The sequence below is a fragment of the Nocardiopsis kunsanensis DSM 44524 genome, assembly GCF_000340965.1.
Taxonomy (GTDB): domain Bacteria; phylum Actinomycetota; class Actinomycetes; order Streptosporangiales; family Streptosporangiaceae; genus Nocardiopsis; species Nocardiopsis kunsanensis.
On record NZ_ANAY01000013.1, the window covers coordinates 82648 to 102124 of the forward strand.

Consider the following 19477-nt stretch of genomic DNA (forward strand, 5'->3'; position numbering starts at 1 on the left):
CCCGACCGAGGGCCGCGTGGGGCACGGCATCCGATCGGACATGACGTGGGTGGCGAACAAGATTAGAGGGTCGGCCCGTCCACCGTTAGTCGACTCCTCATTGTGCCAGACGTCGACGACTTCCTTCGCCAGGTCGGCGGCGCGTCCGTGTCACAACGCCGGAAACGGCGACGGGCCGGTCGGATTTCCGGCCGGCCCGTGTGTGCTACTTGTTCTTCGGGAGTTTGAAGTTCGAGAGGTCCGGCATGTTCGAACCACCCAGCCCCGGGGGCAGCTGACCGGAGCCACCGCCGCCCAGTCCCGGGGGCAGGTCGGGCATCTGCTGGCCGCCGCCCTCTTCCTGGCGGCGCTTGCGCTCGGCCTCCCGCTCGGCTTCCTGCTGGCGTGCCTTCATGGGGTTGCCGCTGCGCTGCTTGCCCTTCTTGTCCTTCTTCTTCTGTTTCTTCTTGGCGGCACCACCACCGCCACCACCCGGCATCCCCGGCATTCCGGGCATGCCGTCCATCCCGCCGCCCTTCTTCATCTTGCGCATCATCTTCTGCGCCTCGAAGAAACGGGTGACCAGACCGTTGACGTCACTGACCTCGCGGCCGGAACCCTTGGCGATCCGCAGGCGGCGCGAACCGTTGATGATCTTGGGATTGGCACGCTCGGCCGGGGTCATCGACTGGATGACCGCCTGGATACGGTCGATGTCCTTGTCGTCGATGCCCTCGATCTGCTCGCGCATCTGCCCCATGCCGGGCATCATCCCGAGCAGGTTCCCGATGGGGCCGAGTTTGCGGACCATCGACATCTGCTGGAGGAAGTCGTCCAGCGTGAAGTCGTCGTCCGAGGCCATGGTCGAGGCCATCTTCTCGACCTCGGACTCGTCGAACGTGCGCTGCGCCTGTTCGATGAGTGTGAGCACATCACCCATGTCCAGGATGCGCGAGGCCATCCGGTCAGGGTGGAAGAGGTCGAAGTCGTCGAGCTTCTCGCCGGTGGAGGCGAACATGATGGGACGACCGGTGATGTGGCGGATCGACAGCGCCGCACCGCCGCGGGCGTCGCCGTCGAGCTTGGTGAGCGCCACCGCGTCGTAGCCGACACCGTCGAGGAAGGCCTGCGCGGTGTTGACCGCGTCCTGACCGATCATCGCGTCGACGACGAAGAGGATCTCGTCGGGCGAGACCGCGTCACGGATGTTGGCGGCCTGCTGCATCATCTCGGAGTCGACACCGAGACGGCCGGCGGTGTCGATGACGACCACGTTGTGGTTGTTGTGCCGGGCGTGCTCGATGGAGGCCCGGGCGACCTCGACGGGGTCGCCCACACCGTTACCGGGCTCCGGGGCGAACACGGGTGTGCTCGCACGCTCACCGACCACCTGTAGCTGGGTGACGGCGTTGGGGCGCTGGAGGTCGGCGGCGACCAGGAGCGGGGTGTTGCGCTCGGCCGACAACCAGCGGGCGAGCTTGCCCGCCAGAGTGGTCTTGCCGGCGCCCTGGAGGCCCGCGAGCATGATCACCGTCGGCGGCTTCTTGGCGAACCGGATCTGCCGCGTCTCGCCACCGAGGATCTCGACCAGTTCCTCGTTGACGATCTTGATGACCTGCTGGGCCGGGTTGAGTGCCTTGGAGACCTCTTCTCCGCGGGCACGCTCCTTGATCCGGGCGATGAATTCGCGGACCACCGGCAGAGCGACGTCCGCCTCCAGCAGCGCGAGACGGATCTCGCGCGAGGTCGCGTTGATGTCCTCCTCGGACAGCCGCCCCTTGCCGCGCAGCGAGGAGAAGACCGATGTCAGCCGGTCGGAAAGCGTCTCGAACACGAGTTTGGCCAGTCCTTCGTCTCGGAATTGATTTCCCAGCCTACCCGTCCGAAGCCACCCTCCAGAATACTGAGACGGCGGACGGTACGGCATCTTTCACACGCCGGCGGCCCCGTGCCCGGTACACGGGGCCGCCGGCGTGCTCTCACCCGGGCGTGCCCGCGGGCGCGCGTGGAGGGCAGCTCAGTCCTCCTGGTCGGCGTCCTCGTCACCGGCGCCCTCGGTCTCCTCGGCACCGCCGTTGAGGGTGGCCTCGCGCTGCTCGTCGAGAGCGGCGAGCATCTCCTCCTGCTGGCCGCCGGTCAGGCCACGGGTGACCAACTGGGCCTCACCATTGATCTCGTAGGACTGTTCGGTCTCGCTGACGATGTTGTAGTTGACCTCGCAGGACAGTTCGAGACCGCTCCCGGCCTCGAGTGTGCCGCTGTCGTCGCACTCCTGCTCACCGATCTCGTCGTTGGTGAAGGTCACGTCCATGCGGACGGCCACGTTCCCGACCCCGTCGCCGCCGGCGTCGTGGACGGTTCCGGTCCAGGTGCACAGCGGACCGGCCTCGCAGTCCATCTCGGGCGCACCGGACCAGCCGACCTCCACGCGGGCATCGCGGGAACCGGTGAGTTCGTCCTCGGCGGTGGTGACCAGACCGTCGTAGAGCTCGTTGACGGCCGCCTCGTCGGCCTCGGCCAGGTCCAGGCGCACCTGCGGGCCGGTATCGGCGCCCTCGGGGGTCAGTTCCTCGATCTCGATGCGCTTGATCTGCTCGGTCTCGGCGTCGACCCAGAGTTGGTTGCGCTCGCCGGCCAGGTCGATCTTGTGGGTGAGGTCGCCGTCGAGGTTCTCCTCCTCGGCCTCATCGGACTCGAGGCCGATGCCCTCGATGATCTGGGACAGGGCCGGCGGGGTCAGCGAGGAAGCGGGGTTGACGCCCACTTGGGTGACGTTGGAGCGCACCCAGTTGTCCTCGAAGTCGTCGAAGTCCGGTCCGAAGACCCCCTTGTCGAGCCAGAAGCTCTCGGCGGCCTTGACGTAGAGCTTCTCGTCGGCCTGGGCGACCTCGGCCTCGGCCTCGTTGAGCCGCAGGGTCCCGCTGGCCGCTCCGCCGTCGGCGACGGTGAGCGAGACGTCCTGCACGTCGGCCCCGACGCTCTCTGCGATCTGACCGTCGGCGGTCAGCGCCGGGTATCCGGCCAGGTCGGCCAGTGCGCTCTCCAGGAGCGGTTCCGCGGGGACCGGCTCGGACTCCTCGGCGGTGGGCTCGTCCTCCTCGTCACCCCCCGGGGCCAGGTGGCTCAGGTCGATCGAGCACCCGGCCAAGCCGAGCATGGCGACAGCGCTCGTCGCTGCGAGCAGCCACCGCCCGCTCCTGCGACTCCTGCTGTGACTAACCGGCGCCATGTTGCCTCCTGTCCCCGCTTCCGTGGGGCACTGTACGAATGAGCGTGAGTGGTGGGGTGGGCAGCGAGACAGCAGTGTGCCCGCCCGTCCATGAGATCTGATGCCGACGCGGAGCCCGCGGTTGCAGTTTCCTGCGCCTCGTCTTCCGGGTGCGTGCGTGGCCGGGACCGTCCGCCACCGGAGCCGTGGGGGGACCGTCCGGGAGGGAGGCCCTACGCCTCACCGAACAGAAAGGGTATCGAACGAACGGTACCGGGGTTCCCGTCGGCCGGATCCGGCCCCGGGCAAGAACGGGGCCGGTGGAAGCTCCTGCTCCCACCGGCCCCTGATGCGTCCCGCCGCTTCTCCTGGCCGGCCCCTGCACCTCTCCGTTGAGGCTCAGGTCCCGGTCCGCGACGGGACCGTCTCCCCGCCCGGAGGCGTCGACGGGGAGACCGCTTCTGGCTCGGATCCGTCCAACTCGTCGAAGGCATAGGCCGACTCTGCGTGTAGCTCGTGGTCGAGGCCGTTGGTCTCGACCTCCTCGGCGATACGGAAGCCGATGATGAGGTCGACGACCTTGGCGAGGCCCCATGTGACCACGAAGGTGTAGGACATCACAGCGAGGACCGAGACGGCCTGGGCGACGAGCAGGCCGGCACCGCCGCCGAAGGCCAGCCCGACCGCGCCCTCGCCCGGGACGGCGGAGCTGGCCAGGAAACCCAGGGCGAGGCAGCCGACGAGGCCGCCGACCATGTGAATGCCGACGACGTCAAGGGCGTCGTCGTACTTGAACTTGAACTTCCAGCTGATCGCGTAGGCGCAGACCGCGCCGGAGAGCGCGCCGACGGCGGTCGCGCCGATCGGGGTGACGTTGGCGGCCGCGGGGGTGACGGAGACCAGGCCGGCGATGGCTCCGGAGGCGAACCCGAGCGCGCTGACCTTACCGTCGCGCAAGCGCTCGACGAGCATCCACGCGGCTGTCGCAGCGGCGGTGGCGGCCTGGGTGTTGACCAGGGCCAGAGCAGCTTCCTCGTTGGCGCCGTAGGCAGAGCCGCCGTTGAAACCGAACCAGCCGAACCACAGCAGGGCAGCGCCCAGGAGCACGAACGGGAGATTGTGGGGACGCATCGGCCCCGACCCGAAGCCTTTGCGGCGTCCGAGCACGATGACCAGGGCCAGGGCGGCGGCACCGGCGGTGATGTGGACCGCGGTACCGCCGGCGAAGTCGATGACCTCGGGCAGGCCGGTGAACTCGTGCAGGCGGGCGATCCAGCCCTCCCCCCAGACCCAGTGGGCGACGGGGAAGTAGACCATCAGCGCCCAGACGGGAACGAAGAGCAGCCAGGCTCCGAACTTGGCACGGTCGGCGATCGCTCCGCTGATGAGCGCGACGGTAATCACCGCGAACATCATCTGGAAACCTGCGTCGACCAGGAGCGGGTAACCGCCCTCCTCGTCGACCTCGGTGATGATGCTGCTCAGGCCGACGTAGTCGAAGCCGCCGATGAAGAGCTCGAGCGGCCCGTGGCCGGGTGCGTAGGTGAGGGAGTGGCCCACAGCCACCCAGAGCACACTGACGACGGCGATGGAGCCGAAGCTCATCAGCATCATGTTCAGCACACTCTTGGCGCGGGACATGCCGCCGTAGAAGAACGCCAGGCCCGGTGTCATGAGCATCACCAGCGCGGCGCTCATCAACAGCCACGCGGTATTGCCGGTGTCAATCATCTCGTCGCCTCCAGTGGGCGGACAGTCGGGGTCGTCGGTGAGCCGCTCAGCAGGCGCGTCATCGGGCCCGATGCGATCACCACGGGACCACCGTCCACCCGGGGTGTTTCCGGTCCGCACCCGGTGTGTTGCCCCTGAGTAAAAGAACGGGCCGGGCCGTTAAGAGGTGATGAACGCAGGTACTGCACACGGACGTGACCGGCCCCGCGCCCAAAGAGGCCGCCCTCGCGTGGACGGCGGCCTCTCGTTGCGCTCCTCGGCCGTACGGCGCGGGCCCGTGTCCGGCCGCGCGCCCGTGTTTCCCGGGGCCGGGGCCCCGGCGCCCTCTACTCCTGGGTGAGGAGGGCGTCGACGAAGACCTCGGGGTCGAAGGGGGCCAGGTCGTCGGGGCCCTCTCCCAGGCCCACGAGCTTGACCGGCACACCCAGTTCCCGCTGGACCTGGACGATGATGCCGCCCTTGGCGGTCCCGTCCAGTTTGGTCAGAGCGATACCGGTGATGTTGACGACCTCGGCGAAGACCCGCGCCTGGCGCAGACCGTTCTGGCCGGTCGTGGCGTCCAACACCAGCAGGACCTCGTCGACCTGGGACTTCTTCTCCACGACCCGTTTGACCTTGCCGAGCTCGTCCATGAGCCCGGTCTTGGTGTGCAGGCGGCCGGCGGTGTCGATGATGACGGTGTCGGCGCCCTCCTGGGCACCGCGCTCGACCGTGTCGAAGGCGACGCTGGCCGGGTCGGCCCCCTCCTCCTTGCTCACGACCGGTGCGCCCACACGGCCGCCCCAGGTCTGGAGCTGTTCCGTGGCGGCGGCGCGGAAGGTGTCGGCCGCGCCGAGCACGACGCTGCGGCCGTCACCGATCAGGACCCGGGCGAGCTTGCCGCTGGTGGTGGTCTTGCCGGTGCCGTTGACCCCCACGACCATGATCACCGCCGGGCGGTCGCCGTGCGGTTCGGTACGCACGGTGCGGTCGGTGTCGGCGCCGATCTGGTCGAGCAGTTCCTCCCGCAGGAGTCCGCGCACCTCGTCGGGGCCGCGGGTGCCCAGCACCTTGACGCGTGTGCGCAGGTTCTCCACGATCTGGGTCGCCGACGTCACGCCGATGTCGGCGGTGATGAGAGTGTCCTCGATCTCCTCCCAGGTGTCCTCGGTCAGGGAGTCGGAGGAGAGGAGGTTGAGCAGCCCCTGGCCCAGGGAGTTCTGGGACCGGGCCAGCCGCTGTCGCAGACGCACCATGCGTCCGGCCGACGGCGGAGGCGTCTCGAGTTCGGGGGCCGGTTCGGCCTCCGGTTCCTCCACGGTCTCCGCGGGCGCGGGCGGCGCCTGCGAGGGCGGGGTGGCGACGGTGCCCTCGTCGCGTTCCCGGTCCTCCTCGGGAGGCGCTGTCGTGGTTCCTCCGGTGACCTCGGGCTTGGTCTCGTCCTTGCCCGGAGTGACCGAGCGTTGGGTCCTGACCAGGAAGAATCCGCCGACGGCGAGGAGCACGACGACGATGGCGATGGCTGCGAGCAAGGTGATGTCCATAGCTCGGACAGTCTTTCAGAGTGCCGGGCGCCTTCGCACCACACAGGCCCGCCGGGCGGACCGGACTCAGGTGGCCCGGTGTCGGGTCGCGCGGAGGACGAGCACGAAGAAGGGCGCGCCCAGGAAGGCGGTGACCACACCGATGGGCAGTTCGGCAGGGGCCACGAGGGTGCGTGCGGCGATGTCGACCAGGACCATGAAGGCACCGCCCATGATGACGGTGACGGGCAGGATCATGCGGTAGTTGGAGCCCACCAGGCGGCGCACGATGTGGGGCACGACGATGCCGACGAACCCGATGAGCCCGCTGACCGAGACGGCGGCTGCGGTGGCCAAAGAGGCGGCGAAGATGACGGCGACCCGTACCAGTGTCGGGTTCAGGCCCAGGCTGACGGCCTTGTCGTCGCCGAGCGCGAGCATGTCGAGCAGGTGGCCGCAGGCCAAGAGGGACACGAGGCCGACCACCGCGTAGGGCAGTACGAGCTGCACGTCCTGCCAACCGCCGCGGCCCAGGCTTCCGAGCAGCCAGGAGTAGATCTGCTGGAGCTGGTCGATCCCCATCTGTTGGGCCAGGGTCTGGGCGGCCGACAGGAACGAGGAGACCGCCACACCCGCCAACAGGAGCGACGCGGTACCGCCTCCCCCGGCGGTCGAACCCAGCAGGTAGGCGGAGAACACGCCCACGAGCGCACCGACGAAGGCGGCCACGGGCACCATCGTGCGCGGGGCGTCGAACCACTCACCGCCGAAGACCATGACCACGGTCGCCCCCAGGCCCGCACCGGCCGCCGCGCCCAGCAGGAACGGGTCGGCGAGCGGGTTCCGGAACACCCCTTGGTAGGCGCCGCCGGCGGTGGCGAGCAGGGCACCCACGAGCAGGCCCATGACCACGCGCGGCAGACGCAGTTCGAGGAGCAGGGCCTCCTCCCGTTCGGTGAGCGTGGACTCCGTGCCGAACGGGAGGAGGCTGAGCACGTGCCGGGCGATGTCGGCGGCCGAGACCGAGGCCGCTCCGGCGCTGACGCCGAGCAGGACCGCGGCCACGAGCAGGGCGAGCCCTCCCAGGAACCACTTCGTGGGAAAACCGACACCACCCTTCATGTCAGGCCCCCGACTGTTCCAGGACGGCGTCGCCGATGTCCTCGGTCAGTTCGACCACGCGCGGCCCCCAGCGGGAGGAGATGTCGGGGTCGAGTGTGTGGACGGCGCCGTCGGACACGGCGGTGACGGTGTCGAAGGCGGGGCGTTGCTCGAGTTCCTCGACGGCGTTCTCGTCGCCGTAGGCGAGGAAGATCAGGTCGGCGTCCTCCTCCACGACGTACTCGGCGGACAGTTTCGGGTATCCGCCCGCGCTGCCGTCGTCGGCATCGTCGGCGATGTTGGTCAGGCCGAACATCGAGTAGATCTGGCCGATGAAGGTCTCGGAGGTCGCCGCGTAGAGGCTGTCGTCGAGTTCGTGGTAGACGCTGAGCGGTTCGGTGTCGCCGAGCTCGGCACACACGTCCTCGACGGTCGAGGTGATCTCGGACTCGACGCGGTCGGCCTCGGCGTCGGCGGCCTCGGTCTGTCCGGTGGCGTCACCGAGCAGGCGGAGCTGGGCGTAGGTCCCTTCGAGGTCGGACGCCGCGTTCAGGAGCACGGAGGGCACGTCGACCGAGTCGAGCTGAGCGGCGAGGTCGACGTGTTCGCTGCCGAGGACCACGAGGTCGGGGTCGTACTCGGTGATCGCCTCGACGCTGGGCTCATAGCCGCTCAGGTCGGTGACGGGCGCTTCCTCCGGGTAGTAGGAGTACTCGTCGACCGCCTCGACCTGGTCGCCGGCGTCGATGGCGAACAGCATCTCGGTGTGGGTGGGTGAGAGGGAGACGATGCGCTCGGGCTGGGACTCGATCTCGACCCCGCCGTCGTCGTCCTCGACGGTGACGGGGAAGACCCCGTCACCGACCTCGGGACGGTCCGGGTCGGGCTCGGGAGGAGCGCAGGCGAGGTCGGCCGCCTCGTCCCGGGTCTCGTCGTCGGTGGCGCTGTCGCCGGTTCCGCAGGCCGTCAGGACGAGGGTGGCGCCGAGCAGTACTGCGGGCAGTCTGCGTGCTGTACGCACGATGCTCCTTGCATACCAGTGGGAAGGAGCACGGCCCGGTTCACCAGACGGCCTGTCCTTCCCACGAGGACGGGGACGTCGGCACCGGCGAGGCGACCTGGCTCGTCCCCCTCGTTCCGAAGGGGCCTCACAGTTGCGGGACAGCGCCGGGTTGGGACCGTGTGTGCGGGTGGTCCCCTGACCGGACTTCGCTCGTTCGGTGCCGTTCGGGCCGATATGTCACGCACTGTCGACCCAGCTACGCCACTGTACTCTCGCGGCACCTCAGAGCGGCATCGGGGAGGCCGTTACCGTGCGGGTCGGCCGGAGCGGTGCCCTATGAGCATTGACACATCTCCCTCACAACGCAATGATCACGTAGCTGTGCGCGCCGAACAACCGATACGGACACATTTCGGCACATCCCCCAGCGCATGCACAACATGATCCCTGTTGGGGGCTGCCCACTCCCCCGGTGTCCTGAGGCGCGCACCGAGAAGGGATGTGTTGTCAAGGTGGTACAGCGCTCACGCCTGGCGCAGGTGGCCGGGCTGTCTCTCGTCGCGAGCCTGCTCGTGGCGTCCCCGGCCCAGGCCGACCAGAGCTCGGAGCTCGCCCCCCTCCACCCGCTGCCGCCCTCCGGGAACGGTGAACCGGTGCACCAGGCCGAGGGCCTGTGGTTCGTCGAACTGGAGAGCCCCCCGACGTCTGAGGGCACCGCGACGGCCACGGTCGAGGGCGAGCACGAACAGTTCCGGGCCGAGGCCGCCGGCCACGGCCTGGACTACGAAGAACGCCACGCCTTCGACGACCTGTGGAACGGCCTCTCGGTGGAGATGGAGGAGGCCCAGGTCGGCTCGGCCCGGCAGATCCCGGGGGTGAAGGCCGTACATCCGGTACTGCGCTACGAGATCCCCGAGGTCGACGACAGCGAACCCGACATGGACACCGCGCTGCCCATGACCGGGTCCGACATCGCACAGAACGAGCTCGGCCTCAGCGGTGAGGGGTTGCGTGTGGCCGTCATGGACACCGGGGTGGACTACACCCACCCGGACCTGGGCGGCGGCGAGTTCCCCAACGACCGTGTGGTGGCCGGCCACGACTTCGTGGGCGACGACTACAACGCGGGCGAACCGGGTTCGGACGTGCCCCGGCCCGACGAGGACCCCCAGGACTGCAACGGCCACGGCACCCACGTGGCCGGCATCATCGGTGCCGAGGGCGAGGTCACGGGTGTGGCCCCAGAGGCGGAACTCGGCGCGTACAAGGTGTTCGGGTGCGACGGCTCCACCAACGCCGACATCATGCTGGCCGCCATGGAAGCCTCCCTCGAGGACGACATGGACGTGCTGAACATGAGCATCGGTTCGGCGCACTCCTGGCCGCAGTACCCGACCGCCGTGGGCGCCGACAACCTCGTCGACCAGGGCGTGAGTGTGGTCGCCTCCATCGGCAACTCCGGTGACACCGGCCTGTACTCGGCCGGCGCGCCCGGCCTGGGCGAGAACGTCATCGGCGTGGCCGCCTTCGACAACACCCACATCGGGACCGCGACCGCCCTGGCCCGGCCCAGCGGCGAGTCCGTCCCGTACATGGGGATGGACTCCGCCCCCGAGCCCCCGACCTCGGGTGAGACCGACGAAATCGTGGACGTGGGCCGGGCCTGCCTGGCCGAGGGCGACGAACTCCAGGACGACCCCGAGGGCAGGACCGCCCTCGTGGTCCGCGGCACCTGCGAGTTCGGCGCCAAGTACGAAGCCGCCGTGGAGGCCGGAGCCACCGCTGTGGTCATGTACAACAACGTGCCCGGCATGTTCTCCGGCGGCGGTCTGCCCGACCTGGGCGTGCCCTCGATCGGGATCTCCGACGAGGCCGGTGCACACCTGACCGACCTCATCGAGGCCGGGGAGGCGCCGACCCTGGAGTGGACCGAGGAGCAGGTGCAGACACCCAACCCGACCGGTGGCACCATCAGCTCGTTCAGTTCCTTCGGCCTCGCCCCCGACCTGGCGCTCAAGCCCGACCTGGGCGCCCCGGGCGGCCTGATCAATTCCACGTACCCGATGGCGATGGGCGAGTACGCCACACTCAGCGGTACCTCGATGTCGGCACCGCACGTGGCCGGCGGCGTGGCCCTGCTGTTGGAGGCCCGCCCCGACCTGGACCCGCACGAGATCCGCTCGGTACTGCAGAACAGCGCCGACCCCAAGGAGTGGTGGGGCTCCCCCGGCTCCGAGCTGATCGACAACGTCCACCGCCAGGGCGCGGGCATGCTCGACCTGCCCGGTTCGATCAGGGCCGGAACCACCGTGGCACCCGGCAAGCTCTCCCTGGGCGCGACCGAGGACACCGTCACCGAGACGGTCACCGTCACCAACGACGGCGAGACCGAGAGGACCTACACGCTCGGACACGAGGAGGCCGTGGGTACCCACGGCGACACCTTCGCGCCCTCGTTCAACGACGCGGCCGCACAGGTGGGCTTCTCCGATGAGGAGGTCACCGTGCAGCCGGGGTCCTCGGCCGAGATCGAGGTCACCGTCGCCCCGCCCGCCCGTGATTTCGAGCAGATGATCTACGGCGGGTACCTCACCGTCGACGACGGGGCGGGCGAGGTGTACCGGGTGCCCTACGCCGCTTACAACGGCAACTACCAGGAGATCGACGCACTGCCCGTGGACGGGGAGACGCCGTCGTTGGCCCGCGTCACCGAGTGCGCGAACTTCGACGGGCTGGACTGCGTCGACCCGAGCGCGGTCTTCGACCAGGGCCCGGAGGACCGGGACTTCACGATGGCCTGGGATGACGGGATGCCGGACATGCCCTACTTCCTCGTGCACTTCTCGCACCACACCACCGAGATGCGCATGGTCGTGATCGACGAGCGGACCGGACGCCCGGTCCACCCCGACCGCAACGTGGCCCTGCAAGTGGACCGCGTGAACCGCAGCGCCTCCCCCGGGGCGTACTTCAGCTACCCGTGGGACGGCACGGTCGTGGACTCCCACGGCCGGGTCACCGACGTGGACGACGGCGAGTACCGCCTGGAGCTGCGTGCGCTGAAGGCGCTCGGCGATCCGGGGAACGAGGACCACTGGGAGACCTGGACCTCGCCGGTCGTCACCATCGACCGCGGCTGATCCGACCGGATCCTCCGCACACGGGGACCGTCCCGAGGGGCGGTCCCCGGACACGTTCAACACAACTGTTGCCACAGTCACAGTGGATGTTGTGTGCGGCTGTTACACACGCGCACAACCATCTGCCCCTGTGCCTTTACGCAGTTCACACCGCGCCCGGGGCCGTCACGACGGCCCCGGGCCTTTTGCTGCGGCCGAACGCGCGCGGAGACCACCATGATCACGGCCACGGCCCTTCGCCCCGGTCCTCCCGGGCTGGCTGATGGGACTCTCGAATGCACCGCGGACAGTGGACGCCCTCACCCTGGACACCCCCGAGGGCGAGTTCGTCGTGTTCGTGGGCCCTTCCGGGTGCGGCAAGACCACCACGATGAAGCTGATCAACCGGCTCATCGAACCCGCTTCGGGGCGCATCCTGCTGAACGGCGCCGACGTCACCGGCACGGACCCCGACGAGCTGCGGCGCGGTATCGGGTACGCGATCCAGCAGACCGGCCTGTTCCCCCACCGCACCGTCGCCGAGAACATCACGACCGTTCCCGAGCTCCTGAAGTGGGACGCCGAGCGTATCCGCGCCCGCGTTGACGAGCTCCTGACCACGGTCGGCCCCGACCCGGCCGAGTACCGCGGGCGTTACCCCAAGCAGCTCTCCGGCGGCCAGCAGCAGCGTGTGAGCGTGTCCCGCGCGCTCGCGGCCGGACCCTCCCGTGCTGCTCATGGACGAGTCCTTCGGCGCGATCGCCCCCCTCACCCGCGCGGCCCTGCAGAACGAGCGCACAGCCGAGAACGGCATCGAGTGGGTCGGCCCCGCCTCGTTCGGTGACCAGTACGGGGTCGCCCGCGCCGACGGCGCCTCCGGTCCTGCCGGGGTGGTCGATTCCCTGGACGAGTTGTCCGACTTCGTGCACGAGCACCCGGACGAGGCCACGTGCTGCGGCGACGCCGAGTTCATGGACCGCCAGTGGGAGGCGTTCCAGGACTACTACGATGCCCGGTTCAACGCCGCCGACGTCTACCGGATGTCACTGGCATCGAACTACGTCAACGTCGCCAAGGCCGACCCCTGCAACTTCGCGGAGGTCTTCACGACCGACGCGCGGCTGAAGTCGATGGACCTGCAGGTCGACGAGGACACCGACGTCTACTCCACGACCCAGCTCGCGGCGATCACAGTGCACCACGAGACCGCAGAGGCACACCCGGAGCTGGGTGAGGCGCTCGACGAGGAGACCGTCATCTCCCTCAACGGGATGGTGGATATCGACGGCCTCAGCGCGGACGAGGCCGCCCTGTACTTCCTGCGGCAGGAAGGCTTCATCGGCTGACCGCTGCCCCTTTCCCGGTGTGGACGACGCACTCGGGGCAGGGGCGGCCACGAACACGTTCGGTAAGCTCGTGGCATGACTGCGCGATCCCAGCCCTCCAGCCGCCGCGAGCGCCCGGCCAAGCCGGCTCTGACCCGTGCCGGAATCATCTCGGAGGCGGTCCGCATCATGCGGGCCGAGGGGTTGCAGCGGGTCACGATGCGGCGCCTGGCCAAGGAGCTGGACACCGGACCGGCCTCGCTGTACGTCTACGTCTCGAACACCGCCGAACTGCACGGGGCGATCCTCGACGAACTGATGGGCGAGGTCGACCTGGAACCGGCCGCCTCCGGCGGGGACTGGCGCGAGCAGATCGACACCGTTCTCACTTCCTACACCGATCTCCTCCACCAGCACCCGAGTCTCGCCCAGGCGGCACTGGTCGCCCGCCCCTCGGGCCCCAATTACCTGAAGCTCCTGGAGACCCTGCTGTCGCTGCTCGAACAGGGCGGGGTGCCGGGCGGCCAGGCGGCCTGGGGTGTGGACGTGCTGCTCCAGGTGGCCACGGCCAGCGCGGCCGAGCACGCGGCGCGGGACAGCTCCCCCCGGTCCGAACAGGAGTGGAGCGAGCTCACCACCGCGGTGGAGGGCACGTCCGAGGCCGAGTCCCCCCACGTCGCCGCGCTCGGTTCCGAGCTGCTGTCGGGGACCCCGCGCACGCGTCGGACGTGGCGGATCCACATGCTCCTGAACGGCATCCTGCAGACACCGCGCCCCACGCCCTGACCCCGGGGCGGCCTCGGAGGACGGGACCGAGGACCCGTCCGGACCCGGCTGCCGCTCTGTCCTTGCACTCCCTTCGCCCCGCGAGACGAGGGACACACGGCGCACACCTTGGACGAACTTGTTCGTCACGAACATGTTCGTTAGCGTTGGAGGCATCCACTTCAACGTGCTCCGAAAGGGGTGGGCGCCATGTCAGAGAACACCGCAGCCGCCGAGACGCCGGTCGTGCCGAAGAACATCCGCCGGGTCCTGATGGGCGTCCTGATGGCGATGCTGCTGTCCATGCTCGACGGGCTCATCGTGGGGACCGCAATGCCCACGGTCGTCGCGGACATCGGCGGCGTCGACCACATCTCCTGGGTGGTCACCGCCTACACGCTGGCCACCGCCTGTTCCACCCCGGTATGGGGCAAGCTCGGCGACCTGTTCAACCACAAGCACGTGTTCCTGACCTCGGTCGCCGTATTCATGATCGGATCGGTGCTCGCAGGCCAGGCCTCCACAATGGGCGAACTGATCGGGTTCCGCGCCCTGCAGGGCATCGGGGGCGGCGGCCTGATGGCCGGGGCCTTCGCCCTGATCGGCGTGCTCCTGCCGCCCCGGGAGCGCGGCAAGTACCAGGGCATGGTGGCCATCACCCAGGCCCTCGGCAGCATCGGCGGCCCGCTCCTCGGCGGTCTCATCACCGGCTTCCTCGGCTGGCGCTGGGCCTTCTACATCAACATCCCGCTCGGCCTGATCGTCCTGGTGTGGTGCGCCGTGCTCCTACAGGTCCCGTCGACGCGCCGGGGCAAGGTCTCCATGGACTGGCTCGGCATCACGCTCATGACCGGCATGATCAGCACCGTCGTCATGACCGCGACCTGGGCGGGCAGCACTTACGCCTGGGGATCCTGGCAGATCCTGGTCCTCATCGCGGCCTCCCTGGTGCTGCTCGCGGCCTTCGTCGCCTCACAGAAACGGGCCACGGAGCCCCTGCTACCGCTCCGGCTCTTCACGGGCCATCGCAACTTCCCGATAGCCGCGATCCTGCTGACCGTCGCCGGCGTGGCCATGTTCGGCGGCACGCTCTACCTTCCACTGTTCCAGCAGACCGTGCAGGGGGTGTCGGCCTCGAGTTCCGGGATGCTCCTGCTGCCCATGATGGCCGGGACCGTCGTCGCGTCCACGATCGCGGGCAAGGTGATGGTCAGGACCGGCAGGTACAAGGTCTTCCCCGTCCTGGGAGCCGCCTCGCTCACCGTGGGCATGGGGCTGCTCGCCACCATGGGCACCACCACGTCCCACCTCACGACCAGCATCTACATGGTCCTCGTCGGTACCGGGACCGGCTTCACCATCCAGATGGCCAACACCATCGCCCAGAACTCGGTCGAGCTGCGGGACATGGGCTCGGCCTCCTCGGCCACCAGCCTCTTCCGCAGCTTGGGCGGTTCACTCGGTGTCGCGGTCTTCGGGTCGCTGTTCGCACGCGCGGTCCAGGGCCATCCGGGCGCACCGGCCGGGGGCGGTGTGCCGGAGACTCCGGCCGTGGAGGGTGCCTTCCATGCGGCCACGGACTCCTACCTGCAGGCGGTCGCCCACGGCACGCACCACATCTTCCTGGTCGGCGCCCTCTGCGGTGCGGCCGCCCTCGTCGCCGCACTGCTCATCGAGGAGGTGCCCCTGCGCGGCAAGCCGGGTTAGCTCTCGTCGAAGGGTTCCACGTGCAAACAACGCACCGCAGCATCCCCGGGTCACCGGTCAGGGGGGTGCTGTGCTGCGTCACGGGCCGGGGGTGGTGCGCTCCAGCTTCTGGCTGATGACCTGGGAGATCCCGTCCCCCTTCATCGTGACGCCGTACAGGGCGTCGGCCGCCTCCATCGTGCGCTTCTGGTGGGTGATGACGATGAGCTGCGAGGCCGCCCGCAGCTCCTCGAAGATCACCAGCAGCCGCTGCAGGTTGGTGTCGTCCAGGGCCGCCTCGACCTCGTCCATCACGTAGAACGGCGACGGGCGCGCCTTGAAGATCGCCGCGAGGAAGGCCACAGCCGTCAACGAACGCTCCCCGCCGGAGAGCAGCGACAGGCGTTTGACCTTCTTCCCGGGCGGGCGCGCCTCCACCTCGATCCCCGTGGTGAGCATGTCGTCGGGGTCGGTCAGTACCAGCTTTCCCTCTCCCCCGGGGAAGAGGCGCCCGAAGATCTCGGCGAACTCGCGCTCCACGTCGAGGAAGGCCGAGGAGAAGACCTCCTGCACCCGCGAGTCCACCTCGGCGACGATGTCCATGAGGTCGCTGCGGGTCTTCTTGAGGTCCTCCAACTGCGCGTTGAGGAAGGCGTGGCGCTCCTCCAACGCGGCGAACTCCTCCAACGCCAGCGGGTTGATCTTGCCGAGCTGGTTGAGTTTGCGTTCGGCCGCCTTGTACCGCTTCTCCTGGACCTGCCGCACGTACGGAACCGGGGCGGCGTCCTCCTCGGCGTCCGCGGGCGGGGGCACCGGGACCTTCGGCCCGTACTCGCGTACGAGCGTGGGCACGTCCACGCCCAGCTCCTCGACGGCCTTGGTCTCCATCTGCTCCAGGCGCATGCGGCGTTCGGCCCGGGCGACCTCGCCGCTGTGCGCGGAGCTGGTGAGTTTTTCCAGCTCCACCGAGAGTTCACGCACACGGGAACGCACCGTCCTGAGTTCGGCGTCGCGCTCCTCCTTCGCGGTCTCGGCGGCGGCCCGTTCGGTGTCGGCGGCCGTGCGGGAACGGCCGATGCGCTCCAGGGCCAGGCCGGCGCTCTGTGCCACCGCCTCGGCGACCGTGGCCTGGGCGGCCCGGACGCGGCGGCGTTCGGCGGCGCGCTCCACGGCGCTGCGTTCCTCGGCGGCCTGTGCCAGCAGCGCGTCGGCCCGCCCGGAGACCGACCGGAGCCGTTCCTCAGCGGTGCGTACGGTCAGCCGGCGCTCCATCTCGGCGGCGCGTGCGCGCGAGGCCTGTGCGGCGAGTTCGTCGCGGACCTCCGGGTCGGGGGCCTCCTCCTCGATCGAGGAGGCCATCTCCTCGGCTTCGGTGTACTCCTCCTCCAGTCGTTCGAGCTTGGCGGCGTCCTCCTCACGCGCGGTGCGGGCCTTCTCTGCCGCCTTCTCGTAGCGCTCGGCCTCCGCCTCGGCCGAGCGCGCCTGCCCACCGAGCTTGCCGAGTTTCTGCGCGATCTCGTTGCGTTTGCGCTCGCTCTGCTTGCGCCGGGCGGCCAGTTCCTCGACCTGTTCGGCGCAGGCACGGCGCTCGGCCTGGGCCGCGGCCAGGGCCTCACCGGTAGCACGCGCGGTCTCCGTGGCCGTTTCCAGGGCCTCGGCGGCCTCCTCGACCGCGGACCGGACCTCCAGGAGGCTGGGCGCCCCGGCAGAGCCTCCGTGCGCCATCACCGGGGTGAACACGTCGCCCTCGGGGGTGACCGCACGCACCTGCGGCAGTTTCCCGACGAGGTCGCGGGCCCGGGCAGCGCTGTCGACCAGAGCGGTGCGGTCGAGGAGGGCGGCGACGGTCCCGGCCAGGTGTTCGGGCACCACGATCGCGTCCAGGGCCCAGCTCGCTCCCTCCGGCAGGGACGGCCACTCCTGGCGGGGCACCCCGCCCAGGCCCGCCTCGGTGGCGGAACGGGCCACGACGACGCCCGCGCGCCCGGCCTCCTCCGAACGCAGCAGGTCCAGTGCGGCCACGGCCACCTCGGGGTCGGATACCGCGACGGCCCCGGCGGCCTGGCCGAACGCGGAAGCCACCGCCGTCTCGTGCCCGCCCTCGACCTGCACCATCGCCGGCAGGCTGCCCAGTGTGCCCGGGAGCTCGGCCCCCAGCAGGGTGTCGGCGCCGTCCTTGCTGGCCAGCCCCAGTTCCAGGGCTTCCTTGCGGGCGGCCAGGGCGGAGCGTTCGTTCTCGGCGCCGCGCTCCTCGTCACGGAGGCGGTTGAGGCGCTCCTCGGCCTCGGCGAGGCCGGCGGCGGCTTCCTCCTGGGCGGTGTCCATCTCGGCGTCGCCCTCGTCGAGGCCGGTGGATTCCTCCGCGGCGGCCTCGTACTCGGCCTGGGCCTGCTCGGAACGCCGGGCTGCCTCCTGGGCGGCCTTCCCGGAGCGGGCGATCTCCTCGTCGGCGGAGGCCAGGCGCGAGCGCAGGCTCTCCACCCGGGTCCCCAGCCGGACGATGCCCTCGCGGCGCTCGGCGGAGGCGCGGTTGGCCGCTTCCAGGCGTTTCTCCTCGCGGTGGAGGGAGTCCTCCGCTGTGCCGCGCTCGGTCACCGCGGCCTCGAGCTTTTCGCGTGCCTCCTCGAGGCGTTCGGCGAGCTCCTCCTCCTGGGCGGCGGTCTCCTCGGCCTCCATCTCCAGTTCCTCGGGGTCGCGCCGGTGGACGGGCTCCTCCGCATCGGTGGCGAGGTTGCGGCGGCGCTCGTCGGCGAGCCCGCGCACGGCGTCGAGGCGTTCGGTGAGCCGGGACAGTGCGTGGTAGGTCTCGGTGGCCGCAGCCAACGCAGGTGCGGCCGCGGTGGAGCGTTCCTCCAGCTCGGCCTCGCGTTCCTGGGCACGTTTGAGGGAGGTCTCGGTGGCTTGCCGTTTGGCCTGGACCTCCTTCTCGTCGGCCTCTTCCTCGGCGAGCTGGTCGGTGAGGGTGACGATGTCGTCGGCGAGCAGGCGCAGGCGTGCGTCGCGCAGGTCGGCCTGGATGACGGCGGCCTTGCGGGCGAGCTCGGCCTGGCGTCCCAGGGGTTTGAGCTGGCGGCGCAGTTCCGAGGTCAGGTCGGTGACGCGGTCCAGGTTCCCCTGCATCGCGTTGAGCTTGCGGATCGCCTTCTCTTTGCGCTTGCGGTGCTTGAGGATGCCCGCGGCCTCCTCGATGAGCCCGCGGCGTTCCTCCGGGCCGGCGTGCAGGACGGTGTCGAGCTGGCCCTGGCCGACGATGACGTGCATCTCGCGGCCGATGCCGGAGTCACTGAGCAGGTCCTGGATGTCGAGCAGCCGGCAGGTGTCGCCGTTGATGGCGTACTCCGAGCCGCCGTTGCGGAACATGGTCCGCTTGATGGTGACCTCGGTGTAGTCGATGGGCAGTGCGCCGTCGGTGTTGTCGATGGTGAGGCTGACCTCGGCACGGCCCAGCTCCTGGCGGGTGGAGGTGCCCGCGAAGATGACGTCCTCCATCTTGCCGCCGCGCAGGGACTTGGCGCCCTGTTCACCCATGACCCAGGAGAGCGCGTCCACGACGTTGGACTTGCCGGAGCCGTTGGGGCCCACGACGCAGGTGATTCCGGGTTCGAAGCGCAGGGTGGTGGCAGATGCGAACGACTTGAAGCCGCGCACCGTCATTTTCTTGAGATACACCCTTACCTCCCGGAGCAGTCACCGTCTTCGCACACGGGCGACCACACAAGGGTGCCACGAAGCGGTGACCAGCGGGTGTGCCGAAGGAAAGACGGCAGATCCCGCGGACGGGTGGCCGGGGATGCCGGGCGCGCGGGGAGAGCAACGCCACGCGCACGCCGGTCCGGCGGCCGGTCCTTACGGTAGAGGGGGATGCAGGGGGATTTCCGGCGGACACGGAGGGTTGTCGTCGGAGCCGCCGGGTAGAACGCAAAAAAGCCGCAACGGAAAGGAAAAAATCGCGCGGGCGGTGGAAAGGGTTCAGTATCGAAATATCCGGAGTGATCCCCAGGGACGCCTGGATGGTGCGTTCGGCGTCCCCGTCAAAGGATCCTCACGCCGACGGCGGC

The 19477-nt window shown here is 69.6% G+C and carries 10 protein-coding genes and 1 pseudogene; 4 read left to right on the forward strand and 7 right to left on the reverse strand.

The window, feature by feature from the left end:
* Positions 1-205 precede the first annotated feature (205 nt).
* From ffh to D456_RS0110935, 6 genes are all read right to left on the reverse strand, one after another.
* Positions 206-1813 carry a signal recognition particle protein gene (gene ffh / locus D456_RS0110910; RefSeq protein ID WP_017576216.1) on the reverse strand — a complete coding sequence of 536 codons (1608 nt, stop codon included), beginning with the start codon at positions 1811-1813 and terminating at the stop codon, positions 206-208.
* Positions 1814-1996: 183 nt separating this feature from the next.
* Positions 1997-3208, reverse strand: a complete 1212-nt coding sequence (locus D456_RS0110915) for a hypothetical protein (RefSeq protein WP_026115760.1) — start codon at positions 3206-3208, stop codon at positions 1997-1999.
* Positions 3209-3586: 378 nt separating this feature from the next.
* The gene (locus D456_RS0110920) at positions 3587-4918 is read right to left on the reverse strand and encodes an ammonium transporter (protein ID WP_017576218.1); all 1332 of its coding nucleotides are present in this window, start codon (positions 4916-4918) and stop codon (positions 3587-3589) included.
* A gap of 326 nt (positions 4919-5244) precedes the next feature.
* The gene (gene ftsY / locus D456_RS0110925) at positions 5245-6441 is read right to left on the reverse strand and encodes a signal recognition particle-docking protein FtsY (RefSeq protein ID WP_017576219.1); all 1197 of its coding nucleotides are present in this window, start codon (positions 6439-6441) and stop codon (positions 5245-5247) included.
* A gap of 66 nt (positions 6442-6507) precedes the next feature.
* On the reverse strand, positions 6508-7542 hold the full coding sequence (locus tag D456_RS0110930) for a FecCD family ABC transporter permease (protein ID WP_017576220.1): 1035 nt from the start codon (positions 7540-7542) through the stop codon (positions 6508-6510).
* Between the two features lies 1 nt (position 7543).
* On the reverse strand, positions 7544-8542 hold the full coding sequence (locus D456_RS0110935; protein WP_017576221.1) for an ABC transporter substrate-binding protein: 999 nt from the start codon (positions 8540-8542) through the stop codon (positions 7544-7546).
* Positions 8543-9036: 494 nt separating this feature from the next.
* Between D456_RS0110935 and D456_RS0110940 the strand changes: the two genes are divergently transcribed.
* The 4 genes and pseudogenes from D456_RS0110940 (at position 9037) to D456_RS0110960 (ending at position 15440) form a co-directional block, all read left to right on the forward strand.
* Positions 9037-11664, forward strand: a complete 2628-nt coding sequence (locus tag D456_RS0110940) for a S8 family serine peptidase (protein ID WP_017576222.1) — start codon at positions 9037-9039, stop codon at positions 11662-11664.
* 262 nt (positions 11665-11926) lie between these two features.
* A pseudogene (locus D456_RS28025) lies at positions 11927-12989 on the forward strand (ATP-binding cassette domain-containing protein).
* A gap of 75 nt (positions 12990-13064) precedes the next feature.
* Positions 13065-13754, forward strand: a complete 690-nt coding sequence (locus D456_RS0110955; RefSeq protein ID WP_017576224.1) for a TetR/AcrR family transcriptional regulator — start codon at positions 13065-13067, stop codon at positions 13752-13754.
* Between the two features lie 189 nt (positions 13755-13943).
* Positions 13944-15440 (forward strand): MDR family MFS transporter, encoded by a 1497-nt coding sequence (locus tag D456_RS0110960; RefSeq protein ID WP_040699098.1) that lies wholly within the window; start codon positions 13944-13946, stop codon positions 15438-15440.
* A 78-nt stretch (positions 15441-15518) separates the two neighbouring features.
* Here D456_RS0110960 and smc read toward each other — a convergent pair whose 3' ends face one another.
* The gene (gene smc, locus D456_RS0110965) at positions 15519-19088 is read right to left on the reverse strand and encodes a chromosome segregation protein SMC (RefSeq protein WP_026115761.1); all 3570 of its coding nucleotides are present in this window, start codon (positions 19086-19088) and stop codon (positions 15519-15521) included.
* Between the last annotated feature and the right edge of the window lie 389 nt (positions 19089-19477).

Excerpts from the sequence above, each read along its gene's own strand:
- D456_RS0110915 (WP_026115760.1), bottom strand. The coding sequence starts at position 3,208 with ATGGCGCCGGTTAGTCACAGCAGGAGTCGCAGGAGCGGGCGGTGGCTG.
- D456_RS0110920 (WP_017576218.1), bottom strand. The coding sequence starts at position 4,918 with ATGATTGACACCGGCAATACCGCGTGGCTGTTGATGAGCGCCGCGCTG.
- ftsY (WP_017576219.1), bottom strand. The coding sequence starts at position 6,441 with ATGGACATCACCTTGCTCGCAGCCATCGCCATCGTCGTCGTGCTCCTC.
- D456_RS0110930 (WP_017576220.1), bottom strand. The coding sequence starts at position 7,542 with ATGAAGGGTGGTGTCGGTTTTCCCACGAAGTGGTTCCTGGGAGGGCTC.
- D456_RS0110955 (WP_017576224.1), top strand. The coding sequence starts at position 13,065 with ATGACTGCGCGATCCCAGCCCTCCAGCCGCCGCGAGCGCCCGGCCAAG.
- D456_RS0110960 (WP_040699098.1), top strand. The coding sequence starts at position 13,944 with ATGTCAGAGAACACCGCAGCCGCCGAGACGCCGGTCGTGCCGAAGAAC.